This is a genomic window from Treponema socranskii subsp. socranskii VPI DR56BR1116 = ATCC 35536, from assembly GCF_000468115.1.
Lineage (GTDB): Bacteria > Spirochaetota > Spirochaetia > Treponematales > Treponemataceae > Treponema_D > Treponema_D socranskii.
The window spans coordinates 25,263-41,198 of the sequence record NZ_AVQI01000033.1 but is presented as its reverse complement, the minus strand read 5'-3'; the positions used below and the strand labels follow the sequence as shown (position 1 = coordinate 41,198).

The window sequence follows — 15,936 nt, the reverse complement described above, 5'->3', positions numbered from 1 at the left end:
CTCTATCATACTCTGGCAACCGCTCTTACGGGACACCCGTCGATACGGTCAAGTTTCAGCGGTAAACAAAAGAATTCGCATCTGTCCGAAGGGATTGAATTGAAATTACAAAGGTATTCGATGAGCAAAATATTATTTCTGAGTAACAGGGTATGAGTCTTTTGTTCTTCAGGACCGACCGGTCTTTCGATAAGCAGACGAATGGAATAGTCTTGTGGAAAATCAAAAGCAACCGCATTGATATCCTGTCCTTGCAGCCAGTCGATTGCATCATCGGTAAGGTAAGGCGCTTTAGTCCAAAATTCTTTTTCCATATGAGAACACTCAAGCCCCCAATCACTTCTGAGGAGCAAAATTTTTTCAAGCTTGCCCGTTTTTTTGCAAGCATATTTCAGATCCTCGCTTGTGAACCCGTAATTTTCCACACTTGTTTTAGTCAAATTTAAAATCGACGCCGCGCCGTTATAATAATCGAGCGAAAATGCACTACTGTCGGGATATTGTGCACCCGTATGCCGCGGAAAGTCCATGTGGCTGAACCAGTGAGAGCCGAGATAAAAACCGGTAACTTGCCAAAGATTGCCTTTTTCAAAAGACTGTATTTCTTCTCTGTAAAACTTACCATAGCGCCAATGTTTTTCAATAGGCCATGTTAAATCTATCAACATATATTCCCTTTCCTTTTCGTTTTACGATGTAATGCAGCTGTCTGTGTATAAACCGATCCAACGACATTTAAAATTATTTTTTGCCGTTCAATCCGAAAAACTCGGCTATCTTTTTTTGACATAAACGGGGTGACGCAAGCGTCGGTATCCCCGTTGCAGCGGAAACCGGCTCCGACATATATGCCATAGACGCTTGGGCAAAAACAATGACATCGGTATTTCGAACTTTCTTTGCCATTTCCAATACCAACGCATCGTGTACGTTTCTATCGCCGGTCTTTAAAGCTTTGATCGCTTCCGGATTACAATACGAATCTATCTTTACCGCTTTGCCTCGTTCTCGACCCATCGATTCCAATTTATGTACGACCGGATCGACGGCGGATATCGCCGTAGCGAGTACGGTAATTCTGCTGCCTTTTGTCAGCGCTTCTTCACACATTGCATCGTCGATCGCTATAATAGGCGTCGAAAAATAATCACGTAATTCGGGAATATACGGCGATAAGGTGCTGCATGTCACGACAATCAAATCAGGGCCCGCAAGTTGAGCGCTCTCCAAATCTTTTAACAATCGCAATCTGTTGTTTTTTGAAAAAACGCCTTCATTGCGGGCAGGATCATCGGCAAGAAAATCATCGAGGATATTATTTAAAATAATATCTTCAGCGATTAATTCTCTCAGTTGTGCGCCGAAAGATTCGTATACCGTTTTGACAGTGTGCAGTAGAATTACTTTTTTCAAAACAGCACCCTCATAGAATTCCAGCCGATGCTTTATTTTTTCTTACCTATCTTCTTTAGGTAATCTTTTTCAAATTGTTCCATAAAAGCGGCGGCTTCGCTCGAATTCATATACTGCTTAATCAACCCGTTTTTATGTATATAATCGTTTTCCCATTCCGATGTGGAACTGACCTGTTTCATTAATTCGCTGTAGAATTTGACGGCGGCGTCCGACATTGCGGCCGGAGCTGCAACGCCGCGCCAAACCGGAACTTCAACATCGTTGTAGGAACCGATTTCGCTCAAAGTGGGAGTATTGCCGAAAACACCTCCGAATCTGGTTGTGGAAAGCGCGAGAACAGCTTTCATCTTGCCGGATTCGACATAGGCTCGAGATGCTGCGGGTTTACCCATGGCAACAGTTACATGACCGCCCAATACGGAAGTCAGCGCATCGCTTGTCGAATCGTTATTGATATACGGAACCGTTTCTTCAGAAAAGCCCAATTCGGCCATCAGGGCTTTATACGTCATATAATCATCTTCACGACTGCCGGCTATGGTCAGTTTTTCCCCCGCCTTTACCGCAGCGATAAACGACTGCATCGTTTGATATTTCGAATCGGCATTTACCAGCAGGATTTGTTTATCGACCGCCATCAATGCAATCGGCTTAAAATTAGCTAATCTATTGTTAGTGTTTTTTATCATCGGCATTAAATCGCCGCTGTTAAAAGTCAACAATGTATAATTTGCAAGATCGCCTCGCGTCGTTGCGACTGCATTTCTTCCTACTTCTCCTCCGCCGTCGGTTTTATAATTGATCAGAAAATTCTTTTTTACAAAACCGTTCTTTTTGGCAATATCGGTTATGATTCTGGTGTATATGTCCGACCCGCCTCCCGGCTTTGAAGTTACCGTCCAATTTATATCTCTTGTCGGACTAAACGTTTTTTCCGTTCCGTCTTTTGCGTATGCACATACGACCATGCATACGATTAAAATAAAACATACGTTTTTTTTCATTTTCTTACCTCCATACGGTTTTATAAAAGTTTCACCATTTCGATTTTATTTTACGATAAGGGATATACCTTACTGTAAAAAACCTATGATTTTCAATTCGATTTCGGTCTTATAAAACCTAACTTTGCCGATATCGTTCGTATAACCGGTGCCGCTATAATCAAAAACAGGAGTATCATAAAAAAGCATGCTATCGGTTTATTAAAGAAAATTGAAATGCTGCCTCGACTGATAATAAATGATTTGCGCATTTTTACTTCAAGAAGCGGAGAAAGAACGTATGCAAGCAGCATCGGGCTCGTCGAATATCCGTGTTTTTCCAGGATATAACCGACGACACCGGATATACCCATGACAATTACGCCGTACATAGAATAGGTTGCACTGTAAGAACCCACTATACATATCGTTATAATACAAGGAATCAATACCTTAACGGGAACTGCAAGAATTTTAAGCAAAAAAGGAATAAGTCCGAGCGCGATGCCCAGCGTCAATATATTCGCCATAAACAGCGATGCGATTAATCCCCATGCAAAATCGGGATGCTGCGTAAAGAGAAGGGGTCCGGGATTAAGTCCCCACATCATTAATCCGCCGAGCAGCACGGCTCCGGTTCCCGAACCGGGAATACCTAAGGCAAGCAAAGGAGCAAAAGCTCCTGCTGCAGCCGCGTTATTTGCCGCTTCGCTCGCTGCAATTCCTTCTATGGCTCCGCTGCCGAGAGGCTCTTCCGTTTTAAAACATTTAGCCATGGCATAGCCTAAAAAAGCTCCCGTTGTCGCACCGGCACCCGGTAAAACGCCGACAAAGGTTCCCATAATGCCGCTTCGCGCTGCAAAAGGAAACAGACGCTTAAAATCGTGTCTATTTAAAAGACTTTTTTTAATAGTGAGTCTGTCATACTCCATAGAAACTTTTTCATGTCGCGTTTCCATCAAACGCATCACTTGTGCGAATCCGACCGTGCCGATAACAAAGGGTGTAAACGGAATCCCGCCCAAAAGATACATACTGCCGAAATCATATCGAGGCGATCCGGTCAATGAATCCATACCGATACATGCGATAAGAATTCCTAAAAACGTTAAGAGTACGCCCTTTATCGGATCGGCTCCTAACAGCCATCCGATACTCGTCATAGCGACGAGCAGGAGCGCAGTCATCTCCGGGTCGCCGAAATGCAGACCGATTTCCGCAAGAAGCGGCCCCAGCATTACTAAAATTATCATTCCTATCATACCGCCGATAAATGAAGCGGTATTCGCCGTCATAAGCGCTTTTCCGGGAAGCTTTCGTTGAGACGCCATAGGATATCCGTCCAACGTAGTCATAATAGCGGGGCTGTCCCCGGGTATATTTAATAATATGGCGCTGTATGAACCGCCGTACATATTCGAATAATATAATGCGCCGAGCATTATGATGGCGGTTGTAGGATTGAATTTATATGTCAGCGGCAATAACAGCGCGACCCCTGCTAAAGAACCGATACCGGGCATCGCTCCGACAATTATTCCGAGTATGGCTCCGATAAAACACGCAAAGATATTTTGCAGCGCAAAACAGACTTTAAAACCTTCCGCTAACAGTATAAAATTATTCATACATCCTCTCAAAACAACACATTAAACAATAAGCCTTTCGGGAATTCGATTTGTAACCACATTCGGAATACAAAAACAACAATTGCCGTCATGACGACGGTCGTACTACAAGTAAGCTTCCACGATAATTTTTCAATTCCTTTTAACCACAACAATAAAAAAATAAAGAGCGATGCTATCATGCCGATGAAATACGAACAAACAAGGATCAATACCAATGCAAGCGGTACGAGCCAATTATCACGAGGCATATCGGCCTTTGCCGATTTAAAAGATTGAAAAAACGCGGGAATGCTGATACAGATCAAACAGATAGAGACAATAGCAGGGTAAAAACCGGACAGAGGACCGATAACATTGTCCCAAAAACCGTATTTTATAAAACTAAAACCGAGAGCAATACAGCCGACAATAAAACAAATAAGAGGGATTACTCTATCTATAACGTTTTGTTTACCGTTTTCCATTACTTCAATTCCTTCCGGCAATATGATTTGCCATCCGCGCGGCCATTTTAACCGCATTTTCAAATGAAGAAGTTTTCACAATATTCTTACCGGCTATATCATACGCCGTTCCGTGTCCGCAGGTGACAATAGGATACGGCTGCCCGCCTGCAATGGTAATCCCTTCGTCAAATCCCTTTAATTTTAAAGCTATCTGTCCCTGGTCGTGGTACATAGTAACGACGCCGTCAAATTTTCCTTGGAAAGCTTTTATAAAAAGGATATCGCTGGAATAGGGACCGGACGCGGCGATCCCGTCGTCGACGGCTTTTCTTACTGCAGGTTCTATTATGTCGATCTCTTCACGTCCGCAAAGGCCGTTTTCTCCGCAGTGCGGATTTAAGGCGGCAACTGCAATACGAGGCGACGTCACTCCGCTGCTTTTAAGAGTAGAAGCACAAAGCGAAACGGCACGAAGAATTTTTTCAATCGATAAATTCTGCGAAACCTCTTTTATCGGAATATGACTCGTAGTTCTCGTCGTCCACACCGAGCCTACAACGTTTATTTCTCCGAAGGGGTTTGTCACGTGAAATACATCGGCCAGATAATAGTGTTCGCTTTCAAAATGCATGCCGGCGGCTTTCATGCCCGCCTTATTTAAAGGCGCAAAGCAAAAACCTTCTATCATGTGCGTTTTGCATAATTGTACAGCCGCAGTAAGTTCCGCTAAACAAATTTTTCCGCCTGCAAGCGATACTTTTCCAAATTCGCACAGCGGAGAATCCGCACCATCGATTTCAACCACCTGCACGGCGTCCGATTCGAAATCGACGGCGGAGGCATCCCGAACAGAAGTGACCGAAACGCTCGGTGAACCGATCACATCAAAAGCCCTTTCGAGTATTTTACGCCCGCCGATAAATACGGGAATACAAAATTCTTTAAAAAACCCGTTTGCGATAAGTTTTGCAATTATCTCAGGACCTACGCCTGCCGGATCTCCCATCGCTATTCCAAGAACCGGTCTTTGTACGTCTTTTTTCATTTGGTAATGAAAGAGCAAGTATTATGCCAAGATATGATATCGCGCGGCAGGATTCGAGCCTTATTCCTTTTTATAGGATATTTATATATATTATAAAGAATAAGTTTTATATACGCAGATACATACCGTGCAAAAACGATAAATCAATCAATCCGCAGGTATAAAATTGAAACAAATTGTTGCATCAGTATAGCTGCAAATGAAACAAAAATGATAAAATACCTTGACACCGTTCCGATTCAATGATAAAATTTCAGTAATTCAATACTTCATAGATCATTCCATAACAGAAAGACACTATATTTTACTGCTTTTATTTGTTGTTTGCAATTTTATTATATATATTTGGAGATTTGTATATGGTTTTCGATCACGTATGTTTACAGGTAAGCGACATCCTTTGGTGTATACAACTGTTTTCGGATGTTTTCGGCATGAAAATCAGCAAGCACAGCGGAGACCTCAGCCACCCTTCGCAGGTTTGGCTGGATGCCGTTTTGCAATTAAACGAAGTCAAAAATGCGACCGACAACGGAACCGGTATTTTCGGGCACCTTGCATGCTGCGTACCGGATACGGACGCGATAATAAAAAAGCTGTACGCTTATGGAGGCAAATCTCTTCCTCAAGGGATCAATTGGGTTCAACTCCCCAACGGGATCATACTTGAAATCCTCCAGCAAGAGTAATGCGTATCTATGCCGTAAAATTATTCGTCTGTATTGTCGGCATATTCGATATAGTATGGTATTCGTAATAAACAATGATTAAGATTCTTGTGATTGTTCCTTATCAGGAACTCCAATCGATCGTAGATACGAAGATCCGCTCCATAGATTCGAAGGGGTTTTCCATCGAGTCGCTGCATTTCTACGGTACGAATACGCAAACCATTGCAGACATAGACGCGGATATTGTCGTTGCGCGGGGCATTACAAAAGAAGCTATATCCGAAAGGAGACCGGACATTCACGTTATCGGTATCCCCTTGCTTGTATATGATTTTTTGGAAGCGCTCTATACATGTAAACAACTGTATCCGGGCAAAAAAATCGGGTGGATCAGTAATCAGTACGATTTGGAAGGAGTATCGGAAAAGATTTCAGCGCTTATAGGATGTGAATTACTGTATGCAAGAATATCGGATCAATTTGATATCGCCGTATCCGTCGATTATCTTCACAACATGGGCTGTGAAGTCTTTGTCGGCGGCCTGACGGTCTGTCGTTTTTGCGAAGACATAGGATTCGCTCATGTGCATATCAAAAACGGTATTCATGCTATAGAAAACGCCATCGATGAGGCTATTACTGCCGGCCGTGCGTTAGAGACGTCGATATCAAAAGCGAATCTATTAAAAACGCTTTTGAATAATGCACAAGATGCCATCATAGCGGTAAATATAGACGGCATCATCATAGCATCAAATAAAATAGCTTCGATACTGTTTCACGGAGATTTAAAAAGCAGCAATATCGAATCGCTGTATCCTCGAAAAAACTGGGAAGCGGCGATTTCGGCCAAAAACAGAATCGAAGTAGTACAGACGGTTTGCGGACAGCACATGCTGGTCGTCCAACAGCCGCTTTCGGGAATCGGAGTTTTATTAACTTTTCAAAATATTAAACGATTGCAACGTATCGAGCAAAAAATACGTACCGAATTATCGCAAAAAGGGCTTGTTGCAAAATATACGTTCCAAAATATCCTAACAAAAAATATCCATGTGCAGGCGCTGGTGGCAAAGGCGCATCGCTACAGTCAAGTAGATGAATCGATTCTTCTGATCGGCGAAACGGGTTCCGGCAAAGAATTGTTTGCACAGAGTATCCATAATGCGTCACAGCGTGCTTCCAAACCTTTCGTCGCTATAAATTGTGCCGCCCTTCCGGAAAATCTCCTTGAAAGCGAGCTGTTCGGATACGAAGACGGCGCTTTCAGCGGCGCTCGAAAAGGCGGCAGAGTCGGTCTGTTTGAGCTTGCTCACGGAGGAACGATTTTTTTAGATGAAATCGGAGAAATGTCCGTCAATCTGCAAGCAAAATTACTTCGCGTGCTGCAGGAAAAGGAAATTCGAAAAATAGGCGGCGATACGAATATTCCGGTAGATGTACGGATAATCAGCGCTACGAATATCAATATCAATGAAAAGGTCGACAACGGATTATTCCGCATCGATTTATTTTATCGCATCAGTTTATTGACTATTCGATTATTACCGCTGCGGGAACACATGGACGACATTCCGGTTCTATTCGAATGGTTTGTTAAACATTATTGCAATAAGCATAATTTTCGTATTCCCCACATCTTGCCTGAAGTGTACGAACTGTTAAATTGTCATTCGTGGCCGGGAAATATCCGTGAACTGCGCAATTACGCGGAGCGGCTTGCGATTTTAAACAGCGCAGCGATTGTCGGTAAAGAACAGATAGCGGAATTGGATATCGATGCCACTTCGATCGGCGGTTTTAAAACCGAAGACAATGACAATTTGCTTTCACCTGCCGACGATACGGGAACGGATCTCCGCCGTCAGTTACGGTCGAGCGGTCTTTCACAGGAAGATTTTGCCAAAACGCTGGGAATAAGCCGTACAACGCTTTGGCGCCGGATGCAAGCCGAAAAAGATATCAAAACGTCTCATATATAAGCATCCAATCAACATACCCCGGCGCACGAATACAATCGATAACCTATTTTTGTTTCATTTTTTGAACGGAATTGAAACAAATTGATTCAACACCGCTTCCGTATTTTTATTATCCGCTTTTACCCCGTTAAGATACTTTCATCTAATTTGTTATCATACATATAAATAGGTAAAATAAAAGAATGACTGCCGAATCACGGCGGCCGATATATCGATTGGCATAATACTTGCTATAAATTAAATATATAAAAATGCTGTTTAAAGAGTCCCCGTAAGGGGAAAATTCAGTCCAATTTTCTGACAGCTATGGTAGGAATTAACTATGGGAAAATCAGTAAAAGACCTTTTGAAAAGTCCTGATCGGAAATTTTCGGAAAAAGAGCTGGCTGTACTTGCCGCATATTTTCGAAAATGTATGTTTGAGATTCTGCACCAACGAGGCACGGGCCATTGGGGCGGAGCGGCTTCTGCTGCAGAGTTGACAACGGCTTTATATTTCAATCGATTACATATCGATCCGAAAAAACCGCAGTGGGATGATCGTGACCGCTTTATATTAAGTAAGGGGCACGCATCCGTCAATCTTTATACCATTTTAGCGCACCGGGGCTTTTTCCCCGTCAGCGATTTGCCTACCTTCAGAACTTTGGGATCCCCGCTGCAGGGACATCCGGCAATGACAAAATTGCAGGGCATCGATATGTCCACCGGTGCACTGGGACACGGCCTTTCCGTCGGCTTGGGAATGGCATTGGGTTCAAAGCTGCGACATAAAAAATACTGGACATACGTATTGACCGGCGAAGGTTGTTTGAACGAGGGTCAATCTTGGGAAGCGCTGATGATGGCGGCAAAGTATAAAGCTGAACGCTTTGTACTGATGATCGATTACAACAAAGTGCAGCTCGACGGTACCGAAAAAGAGATAATGCCGCTGGATCCGCTAAAAGAAAAACTTTCGGCTTTCGGATGGCATGTGAATCAAACTCCGTACAACGGGAACAGTACAGCGGATATTCTCGCTTCTTTTAAATGGTTGGACAGCGATAGTCTTTGGCCGAAAGCCGTTATATACGACACGGTAAAGGGCAAAGGTGTTACCGAAACCGAAGGCAAAAACATCTGGCACGGAGCGCCTATCACGGATGATGTATTCAACGAAGGAATACTTCAGCTTGAAAACGACATTAAAACAAAGGAGGCTTTTTTATGAGTCTTGCAATGCGTGAAGCTTTCGGGAAAAAGCTTGCTGAGTTAGGCGACATATATCCGGAAATCGTAGTATTGGATGCGGATGTTTCTTCCTCTACGAAAAGCAATATATTTGCAGGGAAATATCCGGAACGATTTTTTAATTGCGGCGTTGCGGAAGCGAATATGGCCGGCGTCGCGGCGGGTCTTGCAACATGCGGTTTGCGTCCCGTTATCAATGCATTTTCCATTTTTCTGGCCTTAAAAGCGACCGACCAAATCCGCAACGATATTTGTTATAACAATCTCCCCGTCATTATAGCGGGAAGTTACGGGGGGCTTTCGGACTCTTACGACGGAGCAAGCCATCAATCGATCACCGACATCGCAATCATGAGGGCGCTTCCCAATATGCAGGTTATCGTTCCGTCCGACTCAAAACAAGCCGAACAAGCGCTCGAATACGCGTTACAACAAAACGGCCCCGTATTCATACGATTGAACCGAAATGCGATGCCGGAACTGCCGGTTGAAAAGAATTTCGGCAAAAAGAAAGTGATTAAATGCACGGAGGGCAAGGATATCACCATTGCCGCGAACGGCATAACCGTTTCTTTTGCCACGGAAGCGGCGGAAAAACTGAAAAAAAGCGGTATATCCGCAGAAGTGCTGGCCGTACCCTTTGTAAAACCGATAGATATGAAACCGATAGAATTAAGTTTGCAAAAGACGGGAAAATTGCTGTGTGTCGAAGAGCACGTTCTTGCAGGAGGATTTACCGGCGCTGTCTGTGAAAATTTAATGAAAGATCATATCGTCTGTGATTTTGACGCGATCGGTATTCAAAATACGTTTACCGAAACCGGCGATTATATTCAATTGCTCGATAAATACGGCATAAGTGCAGGCAATATCGTAAAAAAAGCAAAAAAACTTTGCCAAAACAAATAGAAGGAGATTATCGTATGGATTATATCAAAGAAGCTTATAGACTGCTGAAAGACTGGAAAGGTGATTCGTATATTTTCGGATTATCGGTTCTGGATAAGATCGGAGAGGTCGCTTCGCGTTTCGGGCAAAAGGCATTGCTTGTCAGCAATACGACATATATGAAGCCGGTTGCCGATTCCGTCGCCGATTCTCTTCAAAAAAAAGGCGTACAATTGGCGGGGAATTGTATATGTCCCGATGCGAAACCGAATGCGCCCAGAGAAGACGTCTACAGAATAGAATCGTATATTTTACACACAAAACCGGACTGCGTTATCGCGTTGGGCGGCGGGTCTACGATCGATGCGTGTAAAGCGGCTTGCGTTCTTGCGACACTCGGAGGCAAAGTGACGCCTGAAATCGATCACTATTTCGGTACCGGCATCGTTACAAAAGAATTGGAATCGACGAAGGAAACCCTGCTGCCGCTCATAGCGATTGAAACTTCGGCTTCTTCCGGTGCGCATCTTACAAAGTACGCGAACATCACGGATCCTGTCATCGGCCAAAAAAAGTTGATAGTGGACGACGCCGTCGTACCGAAAATTTCGATTTTCGATTATACCGTGACGAAGTCTATGCCGGTAAAGGTTACGATAGACGGAGCTTTGGATGCGATTGCGCATGTTTTTGAAGTCTTTTGCGGTGCAAAAGAAGCTTCATTCGAAAAAACAAAAGAATTGGCGGAGTGTGCGATAAGCCTTTGCGCCGAATATGCTCATAAGCTTGTAAAAGATCCTTCCGATATAAAAGCCCGCGAAGCGATCGGTTTGGCGACGGATCTCGGCGGATATGCAATTATGGTCGGCGGAACATCGGGCGCTCATCTGACGAGTTTTTCATTGGTGGATATTATCGGGCACGGCACGGCATGCGGTATAATGAATCCGTATTATGCAATTTTATATTCAAAGGCGATCCAACGACAGTTAAAGATTGTCGGAAAAATATTCAAAAAATTCGGTTATACAAACGATGACATCGATAATTTACAGGGAAGAGAGCTTGCCTTATCCGTTGCCCGTGCAATGATCGCTTACGGAAAGAGCATAGATGCGCCTACGACGCTTGGCGAAATCAAAGGCTTTACGGAAGCGCATATCCAACGCGCTTTAACTGCGGCAAAAGATCCTCAGTTGGATATGAAGCTTAAGAATATGCCGGTTCCCATGAACGCTTCTCTTGTCGATGAATACATGGAACCCGTTTTACGGGCTGCCGTATCGGGCGATATGTCGTTGATAAAAGAATTATAGAAAATGCAAAAGCGAAAAAGCTGTCCGAAATTTACGGTTTTCGGACAGCCGCGTTTTCTTTAACGTGTTTGCAATACGGAAAATAACGTGAAAATCGAACGCGACGGTGTGAGAGAAATTTACTGCGGGGATACTTAAAAATGACGGGAAAAAATAAATTCGGTATTAAACACATGAATAATTTTGTTTTATCGATTTTTACTTTTATTATCGGTATGTATATTACATTTGCGCCGAACGTCGTAACAAATATGTCAAGCAAGCAAGAAGGAGGTTTCTTTGCCAGACCTGATATATATCTGAAAATGCTTTCCGGTTCTCTTATCGTATTGGCAATACTTCTCGTGATCAAATCCGTCGGGAAGATTGATGAATCACGGACGGCTGATTGCAAATTTCAATTTTATCTGAACAGCGAGATTGTGTATTCGACGATTGCATTGATTTTATATGCCGTTTTGCTCCCGTTGATAGGATTTGCCGTCACTACTACAGCTTTGGTTTTCTTTCTTGTATTTTTATTTGCAATACCCGCCCTTCGCGATATACACGATACGGTCCTTAAAAAGCGTGAAATAAAAAAACTTATCATAATTGATTTTTTTTATACGATTATTTTGGTCATAATTATGTATTTATTATTTACATATTTATTCGGTATTTCATTACCATAATTAACATGGAGGAAAAAATGAAAAAGGTGTTGATGAGTGCGGCGATTTTACTGTGCGTAAGTTCGCTTTTACTTGCAGGGGGACAAACGGAAGATGCGGGGAAAGTTCAATATCCCACAAAAAACATGAACGTAATTATTCCTTATGCTCCGGGCGGCGGTTCGGATATTCTTACTCGCACGATTATGAAATACATTCAGATGGATCGTTCTTTCGTTGCGATCAATGTCGACGGTGCCGGCGGATATATCGGATGTATGCAGGCTTACAATGCCAATCCGGACGGATATACATTGCTGGCGCATAATGCGATGGATGTCGTTTCGTATACGCTGAGCGGTCAAACGAAGACTCCCGTTTGGAGCGATTTGGAAACGATCTGTATGGTGGTTTCCGATTTTAATGTCATCGCAACAAACAAGCAAAGCGGGTGGAAATCTTTGGAAGAAATGGTCGCATATGCAAAAGCCAATCCGGGAAAGATCCGCTGGGGTGTTACCGGCGCACAAACGGTCAATATGGTAGATACGCTTAGAATTGTTGACGCCTTGGGGTTAAAAGGTTTGGTGACACTGGTTCCGTATGACGGCGGAGCAGCGTCAAAGACGGCTCTTTTGGGAAATCATATTCAAGTCGAAACGAATTCAAGCGCGGATATACGCTCGTCTTTGCTTTCGGGAGATGAAATCCCCCTGATGGTAGTTGCCAAAGATCGAATAAAAGCATTACCCAAAGTCCCGACCACCGTTGAAAAAGGTATCAACATAACTACCGCAAAACCGAGGGGCTATTACGCACCGAAGGGTACTCCAAAATATGCGTTGGATTATCTTGCAAAGGCGATAAAAAAAGTAACGGAAATGCCGGAATTTGCCGAAACCGTTGAAAAATTGGGCTGGCAGGTTGAGTATGTAGACGGAGAAGCGTCTAAAGCACAAGTAAAAAAATGGGTGGAAGAGTTAACGCCGTTTTTCGCTCAATTCAAATAAAATAGCTCGGTTTGCCGAAGTTTCCTTTGTAATAATAGGTAACTTCGGCATTTTTTTATAAATAACAAGGTGATGATTTAACTTATGGATGTAATTCTGCTGGGATTTCAGGCTCTTTTTGCAAATCCGATAAATTTAGTATTATTGGCGTTCGGCATTTTCATGGGGATCTTTTTTGGCGCAATACCCGGGCTGACGGCAACGCTGGGCGTATGCCTTATGATTCCCTTTACGTATAAGTTAGCCCCCGTTGCGGGAATCACTCTGCTGGTAAGTATTTATGTCGGAGGTATAAGCGGCGGTTTGATTACAGCAACATTGATTAATATACCCGGTACGCCGTCGTCGATTTTTACCTGTTGGGACGGTTATCCGATGACAAAAAAAGGGAAACCGGACATTGCACTTGCGTTAGGCGTTACGGCATCTTTAATCGGAGGAACCTTTTCCGCGATAATCCTTTTTGGAATTGCTCCGCAGCTTGCGAAAGTTGCGTTATATTTTAATAATTGGGAATATTTTGCCGTTTCTCTGATGGGGGTTGCCATTGTCGTAGGTATGAGCGGCAATGATTTGCTTCGCAGTTTAATAGGAGCAATTATCGGATTGATACTGGGCGCAGTAGGGCTTGATGTCATAACGGGTTCATCCCGCTTGTGTTTTAACCAGTGGCAATTGCAAGGCGGTATAACTTCCACCGCATTGATGATGGGGCTGTTTGCAATCAGAGAAATATTCGATCAAACAAAAGATATGCATAAGCCGCGAGAAAAAGTTCATCTGAAAAAGGTTTCTTTTCTCCCGCCATGGAAAGAATTGAAACAATGCGGTAGAGCGATTTTTGGCGGTTGTTCCATCGGTACGGGAATAGGAATCCTTCCCGGTATCGGTCAAAATGCGGCAACAATCCTTTCATATAACTATGCAAAAAGCGTTTCCAAGCATCCTGAAGAGTTCGGGAAAGGAAGTCCCGAAGGCATTTGCGCATCCGAATCTTCCAACAATGCAGTTAACGGCGGTGCTCTTATCCCTTTACTGACACTCGGCATTCCCGGCGATATGACAACCGCTATGATGATAGGCGGTTTAATGATACACGGTATTCAGCCCGGTCCGCTTTTATTTAAAACCAATGTCGATGTCGTAGGCGCAACTATGGCGGTATATTTTATAGCAAATTTTGTTATGTACCTTATGGAATTGGGTTTAATGAAAGTTTTTGTAAAAATGATAAACATTAAACTTTCTTTGCTGTTTCCTGCGATAATTTTATGTTGCGTGCTCGGCGTTTTTGCCATGAATAACCGGATTTTTGATGTTTGGATTTTAATAGCGTTTGGTATTTTCGGTTATATTTTGAAACAGTTGAATATAGATCTCACACCCGTTATTCTCGGATATATACTCGGACCTATCGTTGAAAAATATTATAGACTCGGTATGATTTCAGCTAACGGGAATTTTTTGGATTTATTTACCAGACCTGTTGCGACGATCTTTTTTATCGTGTCCGTTTTGTTTATCGTAGTTCCGTATACAAAACTCGGCAAATTGCGCATTGTCAAAAACCGGTAAATGCGCTATGTTTTTTACAAAACCGTTATGAAATCACCGCAGCTGTAATTACAGCATATACAGGAGGAAATATTATGAGTTTTGGAAATTTAAATGGAAAAGCCGCAATTGTAACAGGTGCCGCACAAGGAATGGGAAAAGCGATTGCCCTGCAATTAGCACAGTCCGGGGCAGATGTCGCTATATGTGATATCAAAGAAGATGAATTAAAGACTGCATGCGATGAATTGAAAAAATCTACCGGAAAGAGAATATACATGAAACAGGTGGATATTTCGAAACAAAATCAAGTAAACGAATTTGTTGCCGATGTTGAAAAAGAATTTGGGAAGGTAGATATTCTTGTAAACAATGCGGGTATCCATCCCCTGCATCCGATTGAAGATATCTCAAGCGATGAGTGGGATCTCGTATTTGCCGTTAATATAAAGGCTCATTTTTTCTTTTGCAAAGCAGTTATACCCGGTATGCGGAAGCGAAAATTCGGGAGAATTATTTGTATTTCTTCCGAAGCCGGAAAAAACGGCGGTACGGTAGCGGCTCTGCATTATGCGGCATCGAAAGGCGCCGTATTGAGTTTCGTACGAAATCTGGCACAACAGGTAGGTGCCGACGGAATTACCGTCAATGCGATCGCTCCCGGTCGTATTCAAACCGCAATGGCGGCAACCGCGACACCCGAACAAACACAAAAATTCTTGGATAAAAGTATTATCAAACGGCTCGGCTCTCCCGATGATATTGCCTATGCAGTATGTTATCTTGCAAGCGAAGAAGCGTCTTTCGTTACCGCCGAAACCATGGCGGTTAACGGAGGTACGCTGCGAGATTAATATTTTAAAAAATTTCTTAGTGTAATGCAAATTAATCCTCCTTCGGATTAATTTGCATGAACTTTGAATTTTCCCCCTTTTTTTGAAATAAAACTATTATTACAAACGCAGCACCCGCAGTAAAACAATACGGCGCCTTTGTCCTATCGTATTTTTATATACGTCGATCGGTTCGTTAAATTATCTACCTTTTTTCGGAAAAAAACGAACTTTTTCGCGGCCGCGGCTGCGATCGTACGGATATCGGCTTCCGT

The 15,936-nt window shown here is 43.1% G+C and carries 15 protein-coding genes; 9 read left to right on the top strand and 6 right to left on the bottom strand.

What is annotated here, in order from left to right:
- Positions 1 to 5 precede the first annotated feature (5 nt).
- The 6 genes from HMPREF0860_RS05350 to HMPREF0860_RS05325 form a co-directional block, all read right to left on the bottom strand.
- Positions 6 to 668: a cyclase family protein gene (locus HMPREF0860_RS05350; protein ID WP_021331145.1), complete on the bottom strand. Its 663-nt coding sequence runs from the start codon at positions 666 to 668 to the stop codon at positions 6 to 8.
- Between the two features lie 73 nt (positions 669 to 741).
- Positions 742 to 1,413: an aspartate/glutamate racemase family protein gene (locus tag HMPREF0860_RS05345; protein ID WP_021331171.1), complete on the bottom strand. Its 672-nt coding sequence runs from the start codon at positions 1,411 to 1,413 to the stop codon at positions 742 to 744.
- Between the two features lie 32 nt (positions 1,414 to 1,445).
- Positions 1,446 to 2,420: a tripartite tricarboxylate transporter substrate-binding protein gene (locus HMPREF0860_RS05340; protein ID WP_021495561.1), complete on the bottom strand. Its 975-nt coding sequence runs from the start codon at positions 2,418 to 2,420 to the stop codon at positions 1,446 to 1,448.
- A gap of 92 nt (positions 2,421 to 2,512) precedes the next feature.
- Complete coding sequence (locus HMPREF0860_RS05335; protein WP_021331162.1) at positions 2,513 to 4,027, bottom strand: tripartite tricarboxylate transporter permease; 1,515 nt, start codon at positions 4,025 to 4,027, stop codon at positions 2,513 to 2,515.
- Between the two features lie 8 nt (positions 4,028 to 4,035).
- Positions 4,036 to 4,494: a tripartite tricarboxylate transporter TctB family protein gene (locus HMPREF0860_RS05330; RefSeq protein ID WP_021331156.1), complete on the bottom strand. Its 459-nt coding sequence runs from the start codon at positions 4,492 to 4,494 to the stop codon at positions 4,036 to 4,038.
- A 4-nt stretch (positions 4,495 to 4,498) separates the two neighbouring features.
- A complete protein-coding gene (locus tag HMPREF0860_RS05325) occupies positions 4,499 to 5,521 on the bottom strand; it encodes a PdxA family dehydrogenase (RefSeq protein ID WP_021495564.1) in 1,023 nt (340 codons plus the stop codon).
- A 359-nt stretch (positions 5,522 to 5,880) separates the two neighbouring features.
- Here HMPREF0860_RS05325 and HMPREF0860_RS05320 point away from each other — a divergent pair, with 359 nt between their 5' ends.
- The 9 genes from HMPREF0860_RS05320 (at position 5,881) to HMPREF0860_RS05280 (ending at position 15,682) form a co-directional block, all read left to right on the top strand.
- The gene (locus HMPREF0860_RS05320; protein ID WP_021331152.1) at positions 5,881 to 6,210 is read left to right on the top strand and encodes a VOC family protein; all 330 of its coding nucleotides are present in this window, start codon (positions 5,881 to 5,883) and stop codon (positions 6,208 to 6,210) included.
- A gap of 74 nt (positions 6,211 to 6,284) precedes the next feature.
- Entirely contained in the window at positions 6,285 to 8,174 is a 1,890-nt protein-coding gene (locus tag HMPREF0860_RS05315) for a sigma 54-interacting transcriptional regulator (protein ID WP_021331155.1), read from the top strand.
- 322 nt (positions 8,175 to 8,496) lie between these two features.
- Positions 8,497 to 9,387 carry a transketolase gene (locus tag HMPREF0860_RS05310; RefSeq protein WP_021331163.1) on the top strand — a complete coding sequence of 297 codons (891 nt, stop codon included), beginning with the start codon at positions 8,497 to 8,499 and terminating at the stop codon, positions 9,385 to 9,387.
- Entirely contained in the window at positions 9,384 to 10,316 is a 933-nt protein-coding gene (locus HMPREF0860_RS05305; RefSeq protein ID WP_021331160.1) for a transketolase family protein, read from the top strand. Before HMPREF0860_RS05310 ends, HMPREF0860_RS05305 begins: the two co-directional genes overlap by 4 nt.
- Before the next feature lie 14 nt (positions 10,317 to 10,330).
- On the top strand, positions 10,331 to 11,611 hold the full coding sequence (locus HMPREF0860_RS05300) for an iron-containing alcohol dehydrogenase (protein WP_021331143.1): 1,281 nt from the start codon (positions 10,331 to 10,333) through the stop codon (positions 11,609 to 11,611).
- Positions 11,612 to 11,751: 140 nt separating this feature from the next.
- A complete protein-coding gene (locus HMPREF0860_RS05295) occupies positions 11,752 to 12,285 on the top strand; it encodes a tripartite tricarboxylate transporter TctB family protein (protein WP_021331153.1) in 534 nt (177 codons plus the stop codon).
- A 17-nt stretch (positions 12,286 to 12,302) separates the two neighbouring features.
- The gene (locus HMPREF0860_RS05290) at positions 12,303 to 13,274 is read left to right on the top strand and encodes a Bug family tripartite tricarboxylate transporter substrate binding protein (protein ID WP_021495562.1); all 972 of its coding nucleotides are present in this window, start codon (positions 12,303 to 12,305) and stop codon (positions 13,272 to 13,274) included.
- Positions 13,275 to 13,358: 84 nt separating this feature from the next.
- Positions 13,359 to 14,849, top strand: coding sequence for a tripartite tricarboxylate transporter permease (locus tag HMPREF0860_RS05285; protein ID WP_021330905.1), 1,491 nt, complete (start codon positions 13,359 to 13,361; stop codon positions 14,847 to 14,849).
- A 74-nt stretch (positions 14,850 to 14,923) separates the two neighbouring features.
- Positions 14,924 to 15,682 (top strand): SDR family NAD(P)-dependent oxidoreductase, encoded by a 759-nt coding sequence (locus HMPREF0860_RS05280; RefSeq protein WP_021330924.1) that lies wholly within the window; start codon positions 14,924 to 14,926, stop codon positions 15,680 to 15,682.
- The last annotated feature ends 254 nt before the right edge of the window (positions 15,683 to 15,936 follow it).

Coding starts and splice junctions, on each gene's coding strand:
- HMPREF0860_RS05350 (WP_021331145.1), bottom strand. CDS start 668: ATGTTGATAGATTTAACATGGCCTATTGAAAAACATTGGCGCTATGGT.
- HMPREF0860_RS05340 (WP_021495561.1), bottom strand. CDS start 2,420: ATGAAAAAAAACGTATGTTTTATTTTAATCGTATGCATGGTCGTATGT.
- HMPREF0860_RS05335 (WP_021331162.1), bottom strand. CDS start 4,027: ATGAATAATTTTATACTGTTAGCGGAAGGTTTTAAAGTCTGTTTTGCG.
- HMPREF0860_RS05330 (WP_021331156.1), bottom strand. CDS start 4,494: ATGGAAAACGGTAAACAAAACGTTATAGATAGAGTAATCCCTCTTATT.
- HMPREF0860_RS05325 (WP_021495564.1), bottom strand. CDS start 5,521: ATGAAAAAAGACGTACAAAGACCGGTTCTTGGAATAGCGATGGGAGAT.
- HMPREF0860_RS05320 (WP_021331152.1), top strand. CDS start 5,881: ATGGTTTTCGATCACGTATGTTTACAGGTAAGCGACATCCTTTGGTGT.
- HMPREF0860_RS05315 (WP_021331155.1), top strand. CDS start 6,285: ATGATTAAGATTCTTGTGATTGTTCCTTATCAGGAACTCCAATCGATC.
- HMPREF0860_RS05310 (WP_021331163.1), top strand. CDS start 8,497: ATGGGAAAATCAGTAAAAGACCTTTTGAAAAGTCCTGATCGGAAATTT.
- HMPREF0860_RS05305 (WP_021331160.1), top strand. CDS start 9,384: ATGAGTCTTGCAATGCGTGAAGCTTTCGGGAAAAAGCTTGCTGAGTTA.
- HMPREF0860_RS05300 (WP_021331143.1), top strand. CDS start 10,331: ATGGATTATATCAAAGAAGCTTATAGACTGCTGAAAGACTGGAAAGGT.
- HMPREF0860_RS05295 (WP_021331153.1), top strand. CDS start 11,752: ATGACGGGAAAAAATAAATTCGGTATTAAACACATGAATAATTTTGTT.
- HMPREF0860_RS05290 (WP_021495562.1), top strand. CDS start 12,303: ATGAAAAAGGTGTTGATGAGTGCGGCGATTTTACTGTGCGTAAGTTCG.
- HMPREF0860_RS05285 (WP_021330905.1), top strand. CDS start 13,359: ATGGATGTAATTCTGCTGGGATTTCAGGCTCTTTTTGCAAATCCGATA.
- HMPREF0860_RS05280 (WP_021330924.1), top strand. CDS start 14,924: ATGAGTTTTGGAAATTTAAATGGAAAAGCCGCAATTGTAACAGGTGCC.